Raw genomic sequence first — 16,633 nt, forward strand, 5'->3', positions numbered from 1 at the left:
CGTGTCGAGAATGGTCGTCAGCGCGGTCCGGATGGTGGTGCGGTCATGGCGGTCAGATGCCATTGGTCGAGCCACGGCTGCACAAGTTCGGCAACGGAGAATTCCGCCGGGGCCAGGCACCCGGCGGCGGGATTGGCGGGATTGCTGCCCCGAATGGCGATGCCGACCGCGGTGGCGGTGCCGTCGTTTCGAATGAGGTAGACCGGGCCGCCGGAATCACCGCATTGGCCGCCCGCCGCGAACGAGACCTTGCTCTCGGTGACGTCGAGGATCGCGCCGCATTCGGCCTCGCCACTGCTCATGCCGTACTTGCACAGCTGCTGTCCGACCGACAGCTCGGTGGTGACCCCCGTGATCGGCAACGCGGCGGCGATGGCCGGACTCTGCGGGACATGGTCGCCGTCGAGCACGATCAGGCCGATGTCGTGCTGCTCGTCGTGGACGCCCTCGTTGACGGTCTGGACGAACGTGCCCAACTTCGCGTACGGGAGGATCCCGGCGAGGTTCATCACGACCTTGCTCTGTTGCCGGGACCGATTGCAGTGACCCGCGGTGAGAACACCCGCCTGGCCACTGCTGGTGCGCACCAAAAACCCAGCGGTGCAACCCATTCCACCAGAACCGTCGGTGTATTCGACGTAGATGCCCGCCCCCGGGCCCGCGGCAGCGGACGCGGGCAACGCGATGGGTGTCAGCTCGGGCTGCGACGGTTCCATGGTGTGCTCGAAATTCTTGGGCGCCAGCCAGATGGCCGTAATACACACAACGGCGGCGAGCGCTGCACCGATCGTCACCCACGAGGCGTGCGGCCGCGCCCGTGCCACCGGCGGGTAGCGCATCACCGGTGAGGCGAGGACGCTGCCGGCCGGCACGCGATACAGCTTGATCCGGTCGAGCACGAAGGACAACACCGCGACGGCCACCGACGCCAGCGCGCCGAGCAGGAGCACGAGCAGACCGGCCCGCGACGGCTGCAAGCTGAAACTTGCCAGCTGCTGCGCGTAGACCCGCTCCATTGAATAGATCTTTCAGGCAAGCGGCGGCGCGCTCAAGAAAACGGCGCAGTTAGCTGAAAATAGCCGGTTCCGACGCGGGTTCGTCAGGATGCGGCGCGCGGTGGTGGTGCCGGCGGTAATGACGTATCTCGAGGAACAACCCGGTGAGCCCCAGCGCACTGGTGACCAACGACACCGCGAACAGCAGCGGGCTCGGGTGACCGGCCAGCGCGTCGCCGAGAAACACGACCGCGGCGGTGCCGGGTAGCAGGCCGGCCAGCGTGGCCAGCGTGTACGGCAGGATGCCGACGGCGGATGCGGCGGCTGCGTAGTTCACGACGGAAAATGGCAGCACCGGAATCAACCGCAGCGACACGACCGACACCCAGCCCCGCTCGCGCAGGCGCTCGTCGGCCCGGTGGATCGCCCGGTAACGAACCAGCCGCGACAGCCGCCATCCCGCGGCGCGCACCAACACCAGCGCCAGCACCGCGCTCGCCGTGCTGGCGACCACCGCGATCAGCACGCCCAGGGCCGGCCCGAACAGCAGACCCGCGGCCAGGGTGAACGCCGTGCGGGGCACCGGCACCACCGTGACGACGATGTGTGCGAGCAGAAACGCCAGCGGAAACCACGGGCCCAGCGATTGTGCCCAATCGCGCAACTGCACCGCGCCGGGCAGCGGAACCCAGAGCGCCACGGCCACCGCGATTGTGATACCGACCACTGCCGCGATGGCGCGCGGCCGGGACAGCTGGCGCACGCTCATCGCCAGCGCGCGCCTGAGACTGCGCAGCGTACTGGTGGTTTTGGCGGTGGCCGGGCCCGTCACGCCACTCAACGTTACGGGCCGGATATGAATAACTTGTATCCCCGGCTTGGTGTTTCGCCGACAACCTGGACCGACCGATTCCACCGCACGGTTTTTTGACGGCGGGGGCAATCAATTAGCCTGATTAGCGAGTCGCGTGTCCTCCGCAACCTCAAGCAACGTTGCCAATAGCTGCGAAAACAGGAGCAGTCGGTGTCCATTGATGTACCCGAGCTCGCCGACCTGGAACAGGTTCGCGAGCGCTGGCGCACCGCGGTTGCCGGTGTGCTTGCCAAGAGCACCCGCAAGGAACCCGCCGAGTTGGGGCAAGAACCCGAACAGCTGCTGGACACCCCGACCTACGACGGCTTCGCCGTTCGTCCGCTCTACACCGCGTTCGACGAGCTGCCCGAGCCGTCGCTGCCCGGCCAGTGGCCCTACCTGCGCGGGGCGGACCCCTTCCGCGACGTCAAGTCCGGCTGGAAGGTCGTCGAGGCATTCCCGTCCGCCGGTGCCAGCGCCGCGGAAACGAACGCGGCCGTGCTGGGTTCGCTCGGTGACGGGGTCAGCGCGCTACTGCTGCGAGTCGGGGCGGGCGGCGTGGCTCCCCAGGAGCTCGAAGGGCTGCTCGCGGGTGTCTACCTGAGCATGGCGCCGATCATCCTCGAGGCCGGCGCGGACTACGCGGCGGCGGCCGACGCGATGCTGGCCCTGGTGGCCGAGGTCGAATCCGGCCAACGCGCCACCCTCTCGATAGATTTGGGCGCCGACCCGCTGACCGCGGCGCACAGCGGACGCCCCGCGCCGACGATCGACGACGTCGTCGCGGTCGCGTCGCGGGTGACCGGCGATCACGGCGTGCGGGCGATCACGGTCGACGGGCCCGCGTTCCACAATCTGGGCGCCAACACGACTTGGGAGCTGGCCGCCAGTGTCGGGGCCGCGGTCGCCTATCTGCGGGTGCTCACCGAGTCGGGGATGCCGGTCCGCCGGGCGCTGGGCCAGATCAGCTTCCGGTTGGCCGCCGACGACGACCAGTTCATGACGATCGCGAAAATGCGTGCGGTGCGTCAACTGTGGGCGCGGGTCGCCGAGGTCGTCGGGGAGCCTGACGCGGGTGGGGCGATCGTGCACGCGGAGACGTCGCTGCCGATGATGACCCAGCGCGATCCCTGGGTGAACATGCTGCGCTGCACGCTGGCCGCGTTCGGCGCCGGTGTCGGCGGCGTCGACACCGTGCTCGTCTTCCCGTTCGACATCGCGATCCCGGGTGGCTTTCCCGGTACGGCACGAAGCTTCGCCCGGCGCATCGCGCGCAACACCCAGCTGCTGCTGCTGGAGGAGTCGCACGTCGGCCGGGTGCTGGACCCCGCCGGTGGCTCGTGGTTCGTCGAAGACCTCACGCAACGCATTGCCGAGGGCGCCTGGGAACACTTCCAGGCCATCGAGGGTCGCGGCGGATTCGTCGACGCTCATGACTACATCGCCGATCAGATCGCCGACATCGCCGCCCGCCGTGCCGACGACATCGCGCATCGACGCACCGCGATCACCGGCGTCAATGAATTCCCAAACCTGTCCGAACCTGCACTGCCGCAAAGTGATTCGATCGGCCAACCCGACGTCGGAAACTTGCAGCGCTACGCCGCGGGATTCGAGACCTTGCGCGACCGCTCGGACGCCTTCCTGGCCCGCACCGATGCCCGGCCCAAGGCGCTGCTGCTTCCGCTGGGCCCGCTGGCCGAGCACAACATCCGCACCACATTCGCGGCGAACCTGCTGGCGTCGGGCGGCATCGAGGCGGTCAACCCGGGAACCCTCGACGCGGATGGGGTCGCCGCGGCGGTGTCCGATGCGGGATCGCCAGCCGCAGCGGTGATCTGCGGCACCGACAAGCGCTACGCGACCGAGGCGGCCGCTATCGTCGACGCGGCACGCAACGCCGGAGTATCGCGGGTCTACTTGGCCGGACCGGAAAAGGCGGTCGCCGATACCGATCCCGGGCACCGGCCCGACGAATACCTGACAGCCAAAATCAATGCGATCGAAGCGCTTTCGGATCTGCTCACTCGGTTGGGGGCGTAACACGATGACGACGTCGACTCCTGTGATCGGCAGCTTCGCCGACATCCCGCTGCACGGCGACCGCGAGGGGCAGCAGCCCACCGAAGCCGCCGTGGACAAGCATGTCGCCGCGGCCGCCGAGGCGCACTTGTACACCCCCGATCAATTGGTGTGGCATACGCCGGAAGACATTGCGGTCAAACCGGTTTACATCGCGGCCGACCGTGCGGCCGTCGAAGCCGACGGCTACCCGCTGAACAGCTTCCCCGGTGAACCGCCGTTCGTGCGCGGCCCGTACCCGACGATGTATGTCAACCAGCCGTGGACAATTCGCCAATACGCCGGCTTCTCCACCGCCGCGGAGTCCAACGCGTTCTACCGCCGCAACCTGGCCGCCGGCCAGAAGGGCCTGTCGGTGGCCTTCGACCTGGCCACTCACCGCGGATACGACTCCGACCATCCCCGCGTTCAGGGTGACGTCGGAATGGCCGGTGTAGCAATCGATTCCATCCTGGATATGCGACAGCTGTTCGACGGTATCGACCTGTCGTCGGTGTCGGTGTCGATGACCATGAACGGGGCCGTGCTGCCGATCCTGGCGCTGTACGTGGTGGCCGCCGAGGAGCAGGGGGTGCCGCCGGAGAAGCTGGCCGGCACCATCCAGAACGACATCCTCAAAGAGTTCATGGTGCGCAACACCTACATCTATCCGCCCAAGCCGTCGATGCGAATCATCTCCGACATCTTCGGATACACCAGCGCCAAGATGCCGAAGTTCAACTCAATCTCCATCTCCGGCTATCACATCCAAGAGGCCGGTGCCACAGCGGATTTGGAGCTGGCCTACACGTTGGCCGATGGTGTGGACTACATCAAGGCCGGCCTGGACGCCGACCTCGACATCGACAAGTTCGCGCCGCGGCTGTCCTTCTTCTGGGGCATCGGGATGAACTTCTTCATGGAGGTCGCCAAACTCCGTGCGGGCCGGTTGCTGTGGAGCGAGCTGGTCAGCCAGTTCAACCCCAAGAACGCGAAATCGCTTTCGCTGCGCACACACTCGCAGACCTCGGGCTGGTCGCTGACCGCGCAGGACGCTTTCAACAATGTCGCCCGGACCTGTATCGAGGCGATGGCGGCGACTCAGGGCCACACCCAGTCGCTGCACACCAACGCGCTCGACGAGGCGCTGGCGCTGCCCACCGACTTCTCCGCGCGGATCGCCCGTAACACCCAACTCCTGCTGCAGCAGGAGTCTGGCACCACGCGGCCGATCGACCCGTGGGGCGGCTCCTATTACGTCGAGTGGCTGACCCATCAGCTCGCGCAGCGCGCGCGGGCCCACATCGCCGAGGTCGCCGAGCACGGCGGTATGGCCCAGGCCATCGACGACGGCATTCCCAAGCTGCGCATCGAGGAGGCCGCCGCACGCACCCAGGCCCGGATCGACTCGGGCGTCCAGCCCGTGGTGGGGATCAACAAGTATCAGATCGAGGAGGACCAGGAGGTCGAGGTCCTCAAAGTCGAAAACAGCCGGGTGCGCGCCGAACAGCTGGCGAAGTTGAAAGACCTACGGGCGAACCGGGATTCGCAGGCCATCGAGGCCGCACTGGCCGATCTGTCCCGGGCCGCCGCCGCGCACGGCCGGGCCGGGGAAGACGGCCTGGGCAACAACCTGCTGGCGCTGGCGATCAACGCCGCGCGGGCCAAGGCCACGGTCGGGGAGATCTCGGACGCACTGGAGAAGGTTTACGGCCGCCACCAGGCGGAGATCCGCACGATCGCCGGTGTCTACCGCGACGAAGCCGGAAAGGCTCCCAACATGGCAACCGCCACCGAACTAGTCGAGAAGTTCGCCGAGGCCGACGGCCGCCGGCCGCGGATCCTGGTGGCCAAGATGGGCCAGGACGGCCACGATCGCGGGCAGAAGGTGATCGCGACGGCATTCGCCGACATCGGATTCGACGTGGACGTCGGATCGCTGTTCTCGACACCGGAGGAAGTCGCCCGCCAGGCCGCCGACAACGATGTGCACGTGGTCGGCGTGTCCTCGCTGGCCGCCGGACACCTGACCCTGGTTCCCGCGCTGCGCGACGCGCTCGCCGAAGCGGGCCGGCCCGACATCATGATCGTGGTCGGTGGCGTGATCCCGCCCGGGGACTTCGACGAGCTTTACCAGGCGGGTGCGGCGGCCATCTTCCCGCCCGGCACGGTGATCGCCGACGCCGCAATCGGCTTGCTGCACAAGCTCGCCGAGCGGCTCGGGTACTCGCTGGATCAGTGAAGACCGCTGCGAAAGTGCAACCAGGGACGCCGTTACTCGCGAAATGCGTTCCCAGTTGCACTTTCGCGGGTTTGGGGTGTCCATGACCTCCCAGGACGCGGCTCACAAACTGGCCCAGGCTATTCGCAGCGGCGATCGTGCGGCGCTGCCACGAGCCATCACGATGCTGGAGTCCACCCGGGCCGACCATCGTGAGCGGGCCCAGCAGTTGCTGCTGGAATTGCTGCCCGACTCCGGAAATGCCCATCGAGTGGGTATCACCGGGGTGCCGGGGGTCGGAAAGTCCACCACCATCGAAGCGCTGGGCATGCACCTGATCGACCGCGGCCACCAGGTGGCGGTCCTGGCGGTCGATCCCTCCTCGACGCGGACCGGCGGCTCGATCCTCGGCGACAAGACCCGGATGTCACGCCTGGCGGCGCACCCGGACGCCTACATCCGGCCATCGCCGACATCGGGAACTTTGGGTGGTGTAGCAAAGGCCACCCGGGAGACTGTCGTTCTGCTGGAGGCGGCGGGTTTCGACGTGATCCTGATCGAAACCGTCGGCGTGGGCCAGTCCGAGGTGGCCGTGGCCAACATGGTCGACACCTTCGTGTTGCTGACTCTGGCCCGCACCGGCGACCAGCTACAAGGCATCAAAAAGGGCGTGCTGGAACTGGCCGACATTGTCGTGGTCAACAAGGCCGACGGCGAGCACCTGCCCGAGGCGCGCAAAGCCGCCCGGGAGCTGTCGTCGGCGATCAGACTGATCTATCCACGCGAAACTCTATGGCGGCCACCGGTTCTCACGATGAGCGCGGTTGAGGGGAGTGGACTGGCCGAGATGTGGGACACCGTCGAGCGTCACCGCCGGGTGCTCACCGAGGCTGGAGAGTTCGAAGCCCGTCGGCGTGATCAGCAAGTCGACTGGACCTGGCAGATGGTCCGCGACACGGTCCTGGATCGGGTGCTGTCCAATCCGGCGGTGCGCAACATGCGCGCCGAGCTGGAGCGGCAGGTCAAAGCCGGCGAGCTGACCCCCGCGCTGGCGGCCCAGCAAATACTAGACGCGGCGTCGCGCTAACGGAAAGGTAAATTAATCCGTGTTTGCGCCTCAGCCGGGCTGATCCGAAGTAAATTCAAAATCGTGACGGTAGACAACGGGGTCGATCGCCGCACGAACGCCTCCCGCGATGTCCCTGACGCAGGTCATCGTGTGTTCGGTGCGGTGGACCCAAACTTCTCTTGCGTTGTGCGCGGCTTTTCGAGCCTGTTCCCCGGTCGCCGCTTCGGTGGTGGAGCGCTGGCGGTATACCTCGATGGCCAACCAGTCGTTGACGTGTGGACGGGCTGGTCGGACCGGGCGGGCAAGGTGCCCTGGACCGCCGACCGGGCTCCGATGGTTTTCTCCGCGACCAAGGGGATGGCCGCGACGGTCATCCACCGGCTCGCGGACCGGGGGCTGATCGACTACGAAGCGCCCGTGGCCCAGTACTGGCGTGAGTTCGGGGCCAACGGGAAGTCGACGCTCACCGTCCGCGAGGTGATGAGACACCGCGGCGGTCTGTCGGGCTTGCGCGGCGCCACGCAGGACGACCTGCTGGATCACCTGATCATGGAAGAGCGGCTGGCCGCGGCGTCGCCCGGACGGTTTCTGGGCAAACCGGCCTACCACGCCCTGACCTTTGGCTGGCTGATGTCTGGCCTGGCCCGCGCCGTGACCGGCAAGGGGATGCGCACGCTGATCCGCGAGGAACTGGCCGAGCCGCTGGGCACCGATGGCATGCACCTGGGCCGGCCACCCGCCGGCGCGCCGACCAAGGTTGCCGAGATCATCATGCCGCAGAACGTCATCGGAAACCCCGTCATCGGCTACGCGGCACGCAAGGTTGCCACCGAGCTCTCGGGTGGATTCCGCTCGCTGTACTTCCGCGGCGTCATGGCCGCTGTGCAGGGCGATATCCCATTGCTGGACGCCGAGATGCCGGCGGCCAACGGGGTGGCGACGGCTCGCGGGCTGGCGCGGATGTACGGCGCCATCGCTAACAACGGTGAGATCGACGGCATCCGCTTCCTGTCGCCGGAGATCGTCGCCGGGCTGACGGGGCGACGCAGCCTGAAGCGGGACCGAAACATCATGGTGCCCTTGTCATTCCACCTCGGCTATCACACCGTGCCGTTCGGCAATGTGATGCCGGGCTTCGGACATGTCGGAATGGGCGGATCGTTCGGATGGGCCGACCCCGCGTCGGGGCTGGCGTTCGCGTTCGTGCACAACCGGCTACTGTCGCCATTCCTGATGCTGGATCACTCCGGCGTGGCCACGTTGGGCAACTTGCTCCGGGTGGGTGTCGGGAAGGCCCGCAAGCGCGGTTTCCGGCCGGTCACCGAGTTCGGGGCGCCGTTCAGTGAGCCGGGAGCAGTTGCTGGCTGAATCGCGTTTCCGCGCGAAACTTCGGCTGCGGCGGTAAAATCGGGCAACCCTCGATGGTGAACACCCGGTTACCAGCCAACGAACCACGAGGTAGGGGGCCGAATGAAAGGCTTTCCCGTGCGTACCCACCACGACGCAACCGCCGCTAAAGTGGCGATTCCCCTGCAGTCGCGTAAATTAGTTTCGGTAATGATCGAAAGTCGATGTTGCGGCTCGATATACGGGGTGGGGGCGCCGCGCCGCCACCCCGCGGGCCAGATCGACCACGGTGGGACGGCCTCCGCAGCCGGCTTGGAGTCGTGTTCGTGACGGCGACGGACGGCCGGGCCAAGAGGGCGCGCAAGGCCACGAGCGCGCATCGCGGGGTCGTCCTTTTCGTATTGGGGCCGCAACGGTCCGGAACGTCGGCACTTACCCGTGTTCTTTCCCTCTCCGGTGGTGCGTTGCCCGCCGGGATGTTGGGCGCCGACGCCGGCAACCCGCGCGGCTACTGGGAGCCGCGCAAGGCCATCGCCATCAACGAAACCATTCTGCATCGCCAGCGCACCGCCTGGTTCGATCCGTCACTGTGCTCGATGCACGTCGACGCGCTCGACGCCAAGGAGAGGGCCGCCTGTATCGGCCAGATCGAGGCCTACCTGACCAAGCTGCCCGCCGCGCCAGTCCTGGTGATCAAGGAACCCCGGATAACCACGCTGTCCCCGCTGTGGTTCGACGCCGCGCGACGGGCCGGTTTCGAGGTGGGGGTAGTCGTCGCGGTCCGCCACCCGATGGAGGTCATCTCGTCCGTCGCGGCGACCTGGCAAGTCTCGCGGGAGCTCTCGGGTGCCCTGTGGCTGAAATACAGCCTTCTGGCGGAGCGCTACACGCGCGGCCTGCCGCGTGTCTTCGTCGACTACGCCGACTTCCTGGACAACTGGCGCCGGGAGGTCAAGCGGATAGCCACCACGCTCAACATCGACCTGAACACGCAGCAAGAGGACGCAATCGAGGAGTTCCTCACCGATGATCTGCGGCGCCAGCGACACTCCGGATGCGTGAAAGGGCTCGGCGCGGACTGGATTTCCACCGTCCACCACACGCTCTGCGAGGCCGCGCACGACGAGCCGCTGCACACCGCCGTACTGGATCGCATTTTCGAGTCGTATCGCACGAGCGACGAGTTGTGCGCGGCCTTCGAGGATTTCCGGGCTCTTTCCAGGAAGCCCCTCTACCGCTTCCTGCGCCCGTCGATCGCGATTCCGATGATGGAGCTTGTCGCGATGGCACACGGGCGGCGGGGGACGTGGGCCTAGCGGTTTGCCAGGCCACTGAAAAAGCTTGTCCTGCAGGCATTACGAAGCTGTTCACAATCCGGGACGAGCAGTGCGATCCCGGCGAACCGGCACCACGCCCGCTGTCGGTCACGTGGTAGCTGCGGACCTAAATCGCGAATGCCACTAGCCGCAGGGCACTCCTCGATATGATCGACCAGACCCATTGACGAACGGGAGACCTCGGCTCTTGTCACAATCCGTGCTTATCACCGGTGGAGCTGGATTTATCGGGTCTGCGTTGTCGCGCCGTCTCGTCAAGGCCGGTTACGAGGTAGCGGTGATGGACGTGCTGCACCCGCAGGTGCATGCCCCGGGTCAGGCGATCGACTTGCCGGCATCGGTGCGGTTGTTCACCGGCGACGTCACCCATGCGCCCGACTGGGATGCCGTGCTCCGGTTGTTCCGTCCTTCGCAGATCGTCCATTTGGCCGCCGAGACGGGAACAGCGCAATCGCTCTCCGAGGCGACGCGGCATGGCTCGGTCAACGTCGTGGGCACCACCCAGTTGCTCGACGGCTTGAGCCGGGCGGGATTCGTGCCCGATCAGCTTGTGCTGGCGTCATCGAGGGCCGTCTACGGCGAAGGCGCTTGGCAGAGCAGCGGGCACATCTTCTATCCGCGGCCACGCAGCCACGCGCAACTGGTGGCGGGCAACTGGGATCCGCAAGGACCGACGGGTGAGCCCGCGGTGCCGCTGCCCAGCTGCGCTGGACGAACCGAGCCTCGACCCACCAATGTCTACGCGGCGACCAAACTCGCCCAGGAGCACACCTTGGCGGCCTGGGCCGCCGCGCACGACACGAATGTCAGTGTGCTGCGCTTGCAGAACGTTTACGGGCCGGGCCAGTCGTTGACCAATTCGTATACCGGAATAGTCGCGCTCTTCGCGCGATTGGCTCGCGCGCAGCATTCGCTGGAGGTCTACGAAGACGGCCGGATTGTGCGCGATTTCGTGTTCATCGACGACGTTATCGACGCGCTGTTCGCGGCGGTACAGCAACCCGCGCCCGAGCAACGCTGCCTGGACATCGGATCAGGTACCCCGACAACGATTCATGAGCTGGCACAAACGATTAGCGCCGTTTGCGGTGCGCCCGAACCGGTCGTCGTATCGAAATTCCGCGACGGCGATGTGCGTGCCGCGAGCTGTGACGTTCAGCCCGCGAAAGAAGCGCTGGATTGGCGGCCGAAATGGACGCTCGACGACGGTTTGCAGAAACTGCTGGAATGGATTGGCAAGCAACGCGAATCTGGTTCTGCGACAACCGATCACACACTCGATTCGAACCGCTCGGTAGCCGAACATGCCGGGCGGAATTAGCAGCACCCGCACGTCATGCAGCGTGGTTGGTAACGGCTGGTGCGCGCACCGCACTCTGTCGTTGCCGCCTTGGGTCAAAGGTCAGGCCAGCCGGTTGGCTTGGACGCGGCGGCGTCGGGTTAGCTACGCGGCTCGTGGTGACTTACAGGCAATCGTGTGGTTCATTCAATAACTTGGAGTGATTCGCCTTAGTCTAGCCAGAACAGGGAGGTGAACCGGTGGGCGTTGTGGTCGGCAGGGCAGACGTGGAGCGGACGGCTGTTCATCGTCTGTGGAAAGCTTTGCTCCTTGGCACGGCGCTCGTCGTAGCTGCGGCATGCTATTTCGTGCCGGCTCTCCTCATCCCTCTCGGTGTGCTTCTGGTGTTGCTGGTAGGTGCGCGCATTCTTCGTCCGGGACGGGATCGCTACATTCCGAATTTATACGCCCGGGACACCAGGATTTATGACGACGCCTACGGTGATTTCGTTCGCCAGACCATGGCAGATTTGCGGCCGCGCCGAATTCGAACTCACACGTTGCTGTATGAGGCGTCCGGCTTGGCCGGGCCGGCCCTGGGCGACTCCGACGAACTGATCCTCGACCTCGGCGTCTGGATCGGCTGGTCGACGAGGCTGATATCCGATGCCAGCGACCGAATGGTTTACGGCTTCGACAGCTTCGAGGGTCTGGTTGAGGACTGGAAACTCGAGGACCATGTCGTCAAGCGCGGAACGTTCTCCTTGTCGGATCCGTTTGCGCAACGGTTCATGCAAGACACCGGAGTCACTTTCCACGACGGCGTGCCCGACGCCCTCGGCCGTAAAGTCCAGTTCATCAAGGGCAGTACCTACGACACGCTCGCGCCGTTTCTGGCCGATCGGCCAAATGCGCCGATCAGGCTCTTTCATATGGATCTGGACACCTATGAGAGTTGCCTGCACGCGCTGGAGACGTGCAAGGAACACTTCGTTCCTGGGTCGATCCTCGTCTTCGACGAGTACCTCGTCACCAACGGCGAAATGCGGGCGTTCTTCGAGTTTCAGTCTCGCTACGAGCTGGAATGGCAATACCGGGCCTGGGGTCTCGAGATGATGGAGATGAATCTCGAGATGGTCACTGCCCGTTGGAAACGCATCTTCTACCGCATGGTCGCAATACCGGTGTATTGGCTGATCGGCGAGGGCAGCTTCGCCGTGAAGTTCTTGCGAAAGCCGTTTTGGCGATTTTGGTTCGGTGCTCCGATCAGCGACGTGATTTTCCTGCTCGGCGCGGCCGGGTCGCGGAAGTCGGTCAGTCTCGAGATCACCGGTCTGGGCAAGCTCGAGCGGACGCGCTAGTTTGGCCGGCGATTGACGGTAGACTCCGACACGCTGCGGGGCCCGTTAGCTGAGGCGTGGACGCGGAAGTCGCCTGATGGCGGTTTGCCCCGGCGGCTTGCGGGAAAACCCCGAAACGCGTTGGCGCCGTCGGTGGGCGTCTAGGCTGAACAACCGGTTGACACATGGGAGTTAGAGGTATGGGAAATTGGGGGCAGATTTGACCGCGACTGAATGCGATTCGCGATCGGCGTATCTCGACCTGCTCCGTCGCGACCTCACCCGGTACGGCCAGGATCAGCTCGTGCCGGTCGGGTGGTACCGCTTGGGCCGGCCGGTATTCAGTAGCCGCAATTTCATGCTGGTGCGCAGATACCCGTTCAACCAGCATGCGCGGGACCTCGGCCTGGATTGGCCGACGGACGCCTTGACGATGATCGGCATGCAGCGGCTGACCAGCCTGCAGCAGTGCGTCGAGACGGTGCTCGCCGATGGGGTTCCCGGTGACCTGGTCGAGTGCGGCGTGTGGCGCGGTGGCGCTTCGATCTTGATGCGTGCGGTTCTTTCGGCGTACGGCGATCGGAGCCGCAGGGTGTGGCTGTGTGATTCGTTCGCCGGTGTACCGCCCCCGGACACCGTGAACTATAAGGCCGACAAAGGGATAAAGCTGCACCGCCACGCGAAGATCCTGGGCGTTCCGGAGGCGGAGGTCAGGGCGAATTTCGAGCGTTATGGTTTGCTCGATGATCAGGTCCGGTTTATCCCCGGCTGGTTCAAGGACACGTTGGCCGACGCTCCGATCGAGCAGATTTCGGTGTTGCGGCTGGATGGCGATCTGTATGAATCGACGATTCAGGCCCTCGACGCCCTTTACCCGCGCTTGTCGTCCGGCGGCTATTGCATCATCGACGACTACCACGCTCTCAAAGCGTGCGAGCAGGCGGTGGCCGACTACCGCGAGAAGCATGGGATATCCGCCAAGATCGAAGAAATCGACGGCACCGGCGTGCTTTGGCGCAAGCCATAACGCCACACAAACCCAAAGGCCTGATTTCGCAATGAAATTCGTGCTGGCGAATTACGGAACGCGAGGCGATGTCGAGCCCTCCCTCGTTGTCGCTCGCGAACTGCAGCGCCGAGGACACGATGTGCAAATGGCCGTCGCGCCTGACCTGATGGAATTCGTCGAGACGGCCGGTCTTCCCGCGGTCTCCTACGGGCTGGACACGCGGACTTGGCTGGACGTGTACCGCAATCTGTGGACGTCCTTTTTCAGCAGGTTCTGGCGGGTCCGACAGCTGAGACGACTGTGGCACGAGATGTGGGAGCTCAGCGACGAGTGCTGGACCCAGATGAACACCACGCTGGTGTCGCTGGCCGAGGGCGCTGACCTGTTGTTCGCTGGGTTGAGTTACCAGGAAACCGCCGCCAACGTCGCGGAGTACCACGACCTTCCGTTGGTGACGCTGCACCACGTCCCGATGCGGCCCAACGGCCAGGTCGTATCGTTCCTGCCGCCGCCGCTGGCCCGCTACTCGATGACGGCGTTCGACTGGTTCTGCTGGCGGCTGAACAAGAAGGTCGAGGACGCGCAGCGCCGTGAACTCGGACTGCCCAAGGCAACCGGACCTTCACCGGGTCGCATCGCCCGGCGCCAATCCCTGGAAATCCAGGCCTACGACGAGGCTTGCTTTCCCGGGCTGGCGGACGAATGGGCTAAGTGGAACGGCCAGCGCCCGTTTGTCGGCACGCTGACGATGGAGCTGACGACCGAGGTCGACGACGAGGTGGTGTCCTGGATCGCCGCGGGCACACCGCCTGTCTGCTTTGGTTTCGGCAGCATGGCAGTGGAATCCCCGGCCGACACGATCGAGATGATCAGTTCGGCTTGCGCGGAGTTGGGCGAGCGGGCACTGGTGTGCGCCGGCTGGAGTGACTTCAGCGGCGTTGCCCTTCCCGACCACGTCAAGGTGGTGGGCGCGGTGAACTACGCGAAGGTTTTTCCCGCCTGCCGCGCCGTCGTGCACCACGGCGGCTCCGGCACCACGGCGGCAAGCATGCGGGCGGGCGTTCCCACGTTGATTCTTTCGATGGACCCCAACCAAACAATCTGGGGGTCCCAGCTCAAAAAACTGAAAGTGGGGACCACCCGGCGTTTTTCGAGCACGAACCGCGAATCGCTGGTCGCGGATCTGCGCCGCATCCTCGACCCGGAATACGCGACGAGAGCCCGCGAGCTTGCCACCCGAATGACCAAACCCGCCGACAGCGTCAGCGCTGCCGCAGATCTGGTGGAAAACTTTGCCCGCGCGAAGCACCTTGCGTAATCCGGAATGGAGCCGCGAATTGCGCGGGATCAATCGCCTGCGTCCCGCTTCATTCGCCAGAATTTCTTTTCTGCGCTCACATCCGCCGTCGCGTAACGTCGTTGAATATCAAGTTTGCCGACAACGATTAGCCTTCCGATCACAGTGTCTGATGGTCGACCAGAACTCATTACCGGCGAACGCTGATGCGTTCGCGGTGACTGCGAATTTGCGGCTGATCGGGACAGCCAAAAGCCGACGTGAACCGGGAGTAAACGCGCTCGCCTGGGCTTGCCTAGGTCGACGGGAAGTGATAGGTCTAGCCTCGCGATGAAATTTGCTCTGGCATGTTACGGAACTCGGGGGGATGTCGAGCCCTCGCTGGCGGCTGGGCGCGAACTGTTGCGCAGAGGCCACGAAGTCCGCATGGCCATCCCGCCCAATCTCCTCGGCCTGGCCGAGACGGCCGGACTCGACGCGGTCGCCTACGGTCCGGATATGCAGGCGTTCTGGGACGACGAGTTCCTGCGCAGCTTCTGGTCGAGGTTCCGCCGCACGTTCTGGACCATCAAGGGTCCGATCGAATTGGTGCGCGAAGCCTGGGAGCCCGTGCTGCGGTCCTGGACGGATATGAGCGAAACCCTGACGGCGCTGACGGCCGGGGCCGACGTGCTGTTCACCGGCCAGCTGTACCAGGACCTCGCGACCAACGTCGCGGAGTACTACGACATCCCGTTGGCGGTGCTGCATTACATCCCGATGCGACCCAACGGTCAGCTCATCCCAAACCTTCCGGCGCCACTGGTACGCACCGGTATGGCCGCCTACGACTGGATGGTCTGGCGGATGAACAAGAAGGCGGAGGACGCCCAGCGGCGTAAGCTCGGCCTGCCGAAAACCACCTGCGCCTCGCCGAAGCGGATCGCCCAACGCGGCTCATTGGAACTGCAGGCCTACGACCAGGTGTGCTTTCCCGGGCTGGCCGCCGAATGGGCGAAATGGGGCGACCGCCGCCCGTTTGTCGGAGCCCTGACGATGGGGCTCACCACGGATATCGACGACGATGTCGTGGCGTGGGCGAACGCCGGAACACCGCCGATCTGCTTTGGCTTCGGCAGCATGCCGGTCAGCGAAACGCCGGCCGACACCGTCGAGATGATCGCCGCGGCCTGCGAGCAGTTGGGCGAGCGGGCGCTGATCTGCGCCGGTTGGGCCGACTTCAGCGAGGTGCCGCATTTCGATCACGTCAAGGTGGTCGGCGCGGTGAATTACGCGAAAGTCTTCCCCAGCTGCCGTGCGGTGGTGCATCACGGTGGCTCCGGCACAACGGCCGCGGGCCTGCGCGCCGGGATTCCCACGCTGATCCTGTGGACGGCTGGGGATCAGCCGTTCTGGGGCGGCCACCTCAGACGCCTGAAAGTGGGCGCCGCCCGGAAGTTTTCGCTGACCACGAAGGACACGCTGATCGAGGACCTGCGGCAGATCCTCACGGCGGAATGCGCTGCCAAGGCGCGGGCACTGGCAACCCAGATGACGTCGGCCGAGGACAGTGTCACGCGGGCCGCGGATCTGCTGGAGAGCTTCGCCCATTCGGGCCGTTTTGCGTGATCGGCGGGCGCCTCGGCGCCGCTCCCGCGATGCCGGGTACGTTCGGGTAGGCGGCCGAAGTCGCACTTCACACCTCGATTCGGCGGTCAGGTGCCCGGTACTCAGTTAACATGCTTTGGGGGTTATTACGGTCTCGGGCCCTTGTGAGGGGAGCGGGACTAGTTGAGCGGGGGAGTTGACGCAGGACCGTGGAACACGTTGGTGACGTCGGAGGGCG

At 65.4% G+C, this 16,633-nt stretch carries 12 protein-coding genes; 10 read left to right on the forward strand and 2 right to left on the reverse strand.

Going from position 1 to position 16,633, the window contains the following annotated elements:
- Positions 1-17: 17 nt before the first annotated feature.
- A complete protein-coding gene (locus AC5Y5O_RS17430) occupies positions 18-1,016 on the reverse strand; it encodes a S1 family peptidase (RefSeq protein WP_096286889.1) in 999 nt (332 codons plus the stop codon).
- 49 nt (positions 1,017-1,065) lie between these two features.
- On the reverse strand, positions 1,066-1,827 hold the full coding sequence (locus tag AC5Y5O_RS17435) for a TVP38/TMEM64 family protein (RefSeq protein WP_423790874.1): 762 nt from the start codon (positions 1,825-1,827) through the stop codon (positions 1,066-1,068).
- Between the two features lie 192 nt (positions 1,828-2,019).
- On the opposite strand from AC5Y5O_RS17435, the gene mutA reads away from it, so the two are divergent.
- The 10 genes from mutA to AC5Y5O_RS17485 all read left to right on the forward strand — a co-directional run bounded on the left by mutA (position 2,020) and on the right by AC5Y5O_RS17485 (position 16,416).
- The gene (mutA, locus tag AC5Y5O_RS17440; RefSeq protein ID WP_500026071.1) at positions 2,020-3,891 is read left to right on the forward strand and encodes a methylmalonyl-CoA mutase small subunit; all 1,872 of its coding nucleotides are present in this window, start codon (positions 2,020-2,022) and stop codon (positions 3,889-3,891) included.
- Positions 3,892-3,895: 4 nt separating this feature from the next.
- Complete coding sequence (scpA, locus tag AC5Y5O_RS17445; RefSeq protein ID WP_500026073.1) at positions 3,896-6,151, forward strand: methylmalonyl-CoA mutase; 2,256 nt, start codon at positions 3,896-3,898, stop codon at positions 6,149-6,151.
- Between the two features lie 82 nt (positions 6,152-6,233).
- Positions 6,234-7,217, forward strand: a complete 984-nt coding sequence (gene meaB / locus AC5Y5O_RS17450; protein ID WP_096286895.1) for a methylmalonyl Co-A mutase-associated GTPase MeaB — start codon at positions 6,234-6,236, stop codon at positions 7,215-7,217.
- A 63-nt stretch (positions 7,218-7,280) separates the two neighbouring features.
- Positions 7,281-8,567, forward strand: a complete 1,287-nt coding sequence (lipL, locus tag AC5Y5O_RS17455; RefSeq protein ID WP_500026076.1) for an esterase/beta-lactamase LipL — start codon at positions 7,281-7,283, stop codon at positions 8,565-8,567.
- Positions 8,568-8,872: 305 nt separating this feature from the next.
- On the forward strand, positions 8,873-9,862 hold the full coding sequence (locus AC5Y5O_RS17460; protein WP_500026079.1) for a sulfotransferase family protein: 990 nt from the start codon (positions 8,873-8,875) through the stop codon (positions 9,860-9,862).
- A 220-nt stretch (positions 9,863-10,082) separates the two neighbouring features.
- A complete protein-coding gene (locus AC5Y5O_RS17465; RefSeq protein ID WP_096286899.1) occupies positions 10,083-11,204 on the forward strand; it encodes an NAD-dependent epimerase/dehydratase family protein in 1,122 nt (373 codons plus the stop codon).
- 218 nt (positions 11,205-11,422) lie between these two features.
- Positions 11,423-12,523, forward strand: a complete 1,101-nt coding sequence (locus AC5Y5O_RS17470; protein WP_500026083.1) for a class I SAM-dependent methyltransferase — start codon at positions 11,423-11,425, stop codon at positions 12,521-12,523.
- Between the two features lie 199 nt (positions 12,524-12,722).
- A complete protein-coding gene (locus AC5Y5O_RS17475) occupies positions 12,723-13,529 on the forward strand; it encodes a TylF/MycF/NovP-related O-methyltransferase (RefSeq protein ID WP_500026086.1) in 807 nt (268 codons plus the stop codon).
- A gap of 31 nt (positions 13,530-13,560) precedes the next feature.
- Positions 13,561-14,829, forward strand: coding sequence for a glycosyltransferase (locus tag AC5Y5O_RS17480; protein ID WP_096286903.1), 1,269 nt, complete (start codon positions 13,561-13,563; stop codon positions 14,827-14,829).
- 309 nt (positions 14,830-15,138) lie between these two features.
- Positions 15,139-16,416, forward strand: a complete 1,278-nt coding sequence (locus tag AC5Y5O_RS17485; protein ID WP_500026089.1) for a glycosyltransferase — start codon at positions 15,139-15,141, stop codon at positions 16,414-16,416.
- Positions 16,417-16,633: the final 217 nt, after the last annotated feature.

It is taken from the genome of Mycobacterium sp. NGS40 (assembly GCF_059812735.1).

Coding starts and splice junctions, on each gene's coding strand:
- scpA (WP_500026073.1), top strand. CDS start 3,896: ATGACGACGTCGACTCCTGTGATCGGCAGCTTCGCCGACATCCCGCTG.
- AC5Y5O_RS17480 (WP_096286903.1), top strand. CDS start 13,561: ATGAAATTCGTGCTGGCGAATTACGGAACGCGAGGCGATGTCGAGCCC.
- AC5Y5O_RS17430 (WP_096286889.1), bottom strand. CDS start 1,016: ATGGAGCGGGTCTACGCGCAGCAGCTGGCAAGTTTCAGCTTGCAGCCG.
- AC5Y5O_RS17485 (WP_500026089.1), top strand. CDS start 15,139: ATGAAATTTGCTCTGGCATGTTACGGAACTCGGGGGGATGTCGAGCCC.
- meaB (WP_096286895.1), top strand. CDS start 6,234: ATGACCTCCCAGGACGCGGCTCACAAACTGGCCCAGGCTATTCGCAGC.